We start from the raw sequence: 3037 nt of genomic DNA, 5'->3' as shown, positions 1-3037 counted from the left end.
CGACCACGGGCCCCGGCCCAGGCACACCCCGACCGGGTCGCCCCGGCGCACTCCCCCGGCGGCCAGCGCCGAGGCGAGCCCGCCGACCAGGCCGTCCAGCTCGCCGTAGGTCACCGCCCGCTCCCCGCACACCAGCGCGGTGGCCTCCGGGGCCCCGCCCAGGCGCAGCGGCGCGGCGGGCGCGGGCGGCGCCGGGGCGGTGAGGGCGGCGCGCTCGTCCTCGGACAGCAGGTCGGCGTGGGCGGCGACCGAGTCCGGGTCGGCGATCGCGGCGCGCAGGGCGCGGACGACGTGGTCGGCCAGCCGGGTGGCGGTGGCCGCGTCGAACAGGTCGGCGCTGTACTCGACGTCGAGCGAGAACCGGTCCGGGTGCGCCAGGAACGTCGCGGTGAGGTCGAACTTCGCCGACTCCCACGGCAGGGCGAACCCGGTGAGGTGCAGGCCCGGCAGGGACAGGCCGGTGGACACCGCGCTCTCCTGCACGTCGAACATGACCTGGAACAGCGGGTTGCGCGACAGGTCCCGCTCCGGGCGCAGCCGCTCGACCAGGCGCTCGAACGGCACGTCCTGGTTGCCGAAGGCGGTCAGGGCGGTGTCGCGGGCCTGGGTGATCAGCTCGGCGAAGGTCGGGTCGCCGGACAGGTCGCCGCGCAGCACGACGGTGTTGACGAAGAACCCGACCAGCCCCTCCAGCTCGACCCGGCCGCGCCCGGCCACCGGGGTGCCGACGGCGACGTCGGTCTGCCCGGACCAGCGGGCGAGCACGGACTGGAGCACGGCCAGCAGCACGGTGAAGCGGGTGGTGCCGAAGCGGTGGGCGAGCGCGTCCACGCCCTCGGCCAGCTCCGGCGGCAGCGGCGTCTCCACCGCCCCGCCGCGCGCGGACCGGGTGGCCGGGCGGGGGTGGTCGGTGGGCAGGTCCAGCGCGGCCACCCCGTCCAGGGCGGCGCTCCAGTGCGCGAGCTGCCCGTCGCGGGCGCCGGAGTCGAGCAGGTCGCGCTGCCAGACCGCGTAGTCGCCGTACTGCACCGGCAGCGGCGGCAGCTCGGGGACGGCCCCGGCGGCGCGGGCGGCGTAGCAGCGGGCCAGCTCGCCGATCACCACGTCCTTGGACCAGCCGTCGGTGGCGACGTGGTGGAAGGCCAGCACCAGCACGTGCTCGTCGGGCCCGAGCCGCCACAGGCCGGAGCGGACCAGCGGGGGCCGGTCGAGCTCGAAGCGGGCGGCGGCGAACTCCTTGGCCTCGCGCCGGACCTGCTCCACGTCGTGGCAGGCGCGCCGCTCCAGCGGGACCGGGACGTGGTGCTGGACCAGCTGCACCGGGTGCCCGTCGACCTCGACCAGCGCGGTGCGCAGCACCTCGTGCCTGGCCACGACGTCGCCCAGCGCGGCCTCCCACGCGTCGGCGTCGAGCGGACCGGTCACCCGCCAGGAGAACCAGAGCACGTAGTCCTCCCCGGAGTCGGAGACCCGGTCCAGGAACCACAGGCGCTCCTGCGCGAAGGACATCGGCAGCGGGCCGGAGCGGTCGACCGGGACGACGCGGGCGGTGGCCACGGGGCGGGCGGCGGCGACCAGGGGCCCGAACTCGCGGATGCGCGGGTTCTCGAACAGGGCGCGCAGCTCCACGTCCCGCCCGAGCCGCTCGGCGACGCGGGAGACGGCCATGGTGGCGAGCAGGGAGTGGCCGCCGAGGTCGAAGAACCCGTCGTCCAGGCCCACCCGCGGCACGCCCAGCACCTCGGCCCAGATGCGGGCGATCTCGCGCTCGACGTCGTCGCGCGGCTCGGCGTGGTCGGCGGTGGGGGTGGCCGCGCGGTCGGGGTCGGGCAGGGCGGCGCGGTCGAGCTTGCCGGAGGTGGTCACGGGCAGGGCGTCCAGCACGACGATCTCCGCCGGGACGGCGTAGTGCGGGAGCGCTCGGGCCAGCTCGGCGCGCAGCGCGGCGGCGGTGGGGACGGCGGTGTCAGGGGTGCCGTCGCCCGCGGGGACGACGTAGCCGACGAGGCTCTGCCCGCCGTGCGCGTCGGCCTTGACCGCCGCAGCCGCCGCAAGCACCCCGGCGCAGCCGGACAGCGCCGACTCGACCTCGCCCAGCTCCACCCGGTAGCCCCGGATCTTGACCTGGTCGTCGGCGCGCCCGAGGAACTCCAGCTCCCCGTCCGCCCGCCACCGCACCAGGTCGCCGGTGCGGTAGAGCCTGCCGCCCGCCGGGTCGGGCACGAACCGCTCGGCGGTGAGCGCGGGCCGCCCGAGGTAGCCGCGCGCCAGCTCGACCCCGCCGACCAGCAGCTCGCCGGGCTCGCCGATGCCGACCGGGTCGCCGCAGGCGTCGACCACCAGCACCCGCCTGCCGCCGAGCGGGCGGCCGATGGGGACCCGGCCGCTCCGAGCCCCGCTGTCCCGGTCGCCGGTGACCTCGTGGGTGGTGGCGGTGACGACGGCCTCGGTGGGCCCGTAGGCGTTGAGCACCCGCACGTGCGGGGCGTGCCCGCGCCGCGCGGCCAGCGCGCCGGTCGGCCCCTCCTCGCCGCCGAGGATCCGCAGCCGCAGCCCCGCCAGGTCCGCGCCGGAGGTCAGCGACAGGGCCAGTTCGCTCCAGTAGGTGGGCGGCAGGTTCAGGACGGTGAGGCCGTGCGCGGCGACGAGCGCGGGCACGGCGGCGGGCAGCCACGGCTCGTCGCCGCGCAGCACGACGGTCGCGCCGGAGGTGAGGGCGGGCAGCAGCTGGTCGAGGGAGGCGTCGAAGGAGAACGAGGAGAACGCGAGCACCCGGTCGGCCTCGGTGACGGCGTAGCGGTCGCGGGCGGCGGCGACGTGCGCGGCCAGCGCGCCGTGCTCGACGCCGACCGCCTTGGGCAGGCCGGTGGAGCCGGAGGTGAAGATGACGTAGGCCAGCTCGGCCGGGTCGGGGTCCACCGGGTCGACCCCGGCGTCCGGCTCCCCGTCGGCCACGTCGAGGTGGCGCACCCCGCCAACGCCGGTGTCGCCCACGGCGAGCCGCACGCCCGCCACCGCGACCACGAACGCCCGCCGC

Annotated in this window: 1 protein-coding gene; it reads right to left on the bottom strand. The window is 77.5% G+C overall.

The window, feature by feature from the left end; genetic code table 11:
* On the bottom strand, window positions 1–3037 hold a 3037-nt coding region (locus ACTUAL_RS31730), incomplete at both ends, for a condensation domain-containing protein (protein WP_440902803.1).

Source organism: Actinosynnema sp., assembly GCF_052038725.1.
Note: the sequence above shows the minus strand (reverse complement) of the source record. Positions and strands in the feature narration are given on the sequence as shown.